Origin of the sequence: Brevundimonas diminuta ATCC 11568 (assembly GCF_000204035.1) — a bacterium.
GTDB lineage: Bacteria > Pseudomonadota > Alphaproteobacteria > Caulobacterales > Caulobacteraceae > Brevundimonas > Brevundimonas diminuta.
Map to the genome: position 1 here is coordinate 2,049,332 of NZ_GL883086.1, position 2,077 is coordinate 2,051,408.

3 protein-coding genes are annotated in these 2,077 nt (G+C 68.2%); all 3 read right to left on the reverse strand.

Going from position 1 to position 2,077, the window contains the following annotated elements:
• A partial coding sequence (locus BDIM_RS13800) for a DUF1318 domain-containing protein (RefSeq protein ID WP_155818732.1) occupies window positions 1–210 on the reverse strand: 210 nt, incomplete at its 3' end.
• Window positions 211–229: 19 nt separating this feature from the next.
• Window positions 230–418 (reverse strand): YnbE family lipoprotein, encoded by a 189-nt coding sequence (locus BDIM_RS13805; RefSeq protein WP_040346241.1) that lies wholly within the window; start codon window positions 416–418, stop codon window positions 230–232.
• Window positions 419–506: 88 nt separating this feature from the next.
• A partial coding sequence (locus BDIM_RS13810; RefSeq protein WP_040346243.1) for an intermembrane phospholipid transport protein YdbH family protein occupies window positions 507–2,077 on the reverse strand: 1,571 nt, incomplete at its 5' end.

The window sequence follows — 2,077 nt, forward strand, 5'->3', positions numbered from 1 at the left end:
GGCGTTGGTCGCGCTGATGGCGGCCTGGGTAGGACCGTCGACCGAGGTGCGCACGCCGACGTAGCCGTCGGCCTGCTCGCCCGCCGCGCCGGCGGCCTTGGCCTGATCGACCAGAGCCTTCTGCGAGGCGGTCTGTGCCACGGCGGCGCCGGCGGCGACGCCCAGAGCGGCGACAGCGGCCACAGCCACGAAGAGTTTGCGGTAAGTCATGTCAAAGCCCCCTTTCGTATCAGAACAGGTTGGGGTTTTCGCGGAGCAGGTTCTGCAGTTCCTGGTCCAGCTTGATGCGGATGTCGGCGTCCAGCTTGGCGTAGATCTGCAGCGGCTCGCTGAACTTGATGTTCACCGTAGGCGCGCATGCGGCCAGGCTGACGGCGCCGAGGCCGAGCATGGCGACGATCTGACGCTTGCTGATCATGGGGCCGGTCTCCGAAGGCGGCGTTGGAAGTCATCGCCACTAAACGCTGCGGCGTGTGAATGGGTTCTGAACAAAGCGCGGCCGCGACTCAAGGCGTTTCATCCGTCGTCAGCACGGGCGTTTCGCCGCGCCGGGCGTATTCCAGAAGATCCGAGATGATCTGGTTGGCGTTCCACGTCGTGTCCAGCGTCAGATCGATCGGCGTATCCGACGGCAGATTCAGCTTCTTGTTGAGGAAGTCGCGACGGATCAACTCCATGAAGGTCAGGCGAAGCTGCTCGCGCTCCGGCGGATCGTGGCGGCCGTTGATGCGGAAGCGAACGCCGAGCCGTCCCTGGTCCAGGCTGTTGACCTCGGCGGTCAGGTCGCTAATCGCCAGATCCTGCATGGCCTGATAGGCCAGATCCTGCATGGTGTTGGGCGGCACGCCCGTCTCGCCTCCGCCGCCGGCGGACAGGTCGTCGAACACCTGGGGCTGGATCGACAGGCGGCCGGGCCGCACCCCGTTCAGCACGCCGCCGACGATGCGCCAGCCGTCCTTGGGGTCATAGGTGAAGGGCAGCCGCCCCGACACCACGGCGTCGAACTCAGCCTTGTCCTGAAGATTGGCGCTCTTCAGCAATTCGTTCAGCTGCACGCCCTCGACCACGACCACCCCGCCCCAGCCTTCGCCCGGCGTCAGCGGCAGCGAAAGAGGCTCGACACTGATGCGCCCGCCCGCCGCCTGGATCTGGCCGCCGCCGATGGTCAGGGCCTTTTCGTCCAGGCCGAAGGAGAGCTGAAGATCGGTCAGCGGCGTCACCGTCTGCACCCGGTCGGCGGTCAGCGTCTGGTTCGGGGCGGTGATCAGCGGCGTCAGGCTGGTGAACTCCACCCGCCCCTTCAGCCCCTGGACCTTGCCCGCCGGGCTGGTGAAATCCAACTCCGGCACCGTCAGGACGCCCGAACTGGTCGCGCCCTCGGCCGCCCAGTCGAACCGCCCCTCGAACCCGGCCGAACCTTCGACCGGCGACTTCACATAGTCAGCCACGAGCGGGCTGAGGTCGTCCGGCTGAAGCCCATGCTCGGTGAAGGCCAGGCTGGGCGCCGAGATCACCGCCCCGCCCGCTTCGGCCTGAACGTCATGGCGCACCTCGACGCGGCCGACGGCGTGGTCCAGTCGGCTGAGATCAAATCCCGCGGTCCAGACGTCGCCCGCCAGCCGCGCCTCGCCCTTGGCCTGAAGCGGCAGGAAGCGGACCGGATCGGCCGTGTCCGCGACCTGGGCCTTGCTGACGCCCACCCGCATCGACAGCCCATTGGCCGCGCCGTCGACGACCAGATCGCCCTCGGCGTCCGTGAAGCCGACCTCGAAGACGGGCGCCGTCGCCGCCACCTCGGCCAGCCGCGCCTGAGCGCGCCAGGCGCCGTTGCGGGCGGTGAACAAGAGCGCCGACGTTGGGCAAACACGGCCGGACACGGCCTCGACCGAGTTCTCGCCCAGGTCGAGCTTGTCCAGCGTCACCGGAATGCAGTCGCTCGCCGTATAGGTCAGGCGCCCGCCCGCCGAGGCCAGTTCGCCCTGGGTGCTGAAGGCGATTCCGCGCGCCGGACCGAAGTCCAGAGCCGCCTGCCCCTTCAGCTTCGCCGCGAAACCGCCCGGCGTCAGCCGCCATTCAA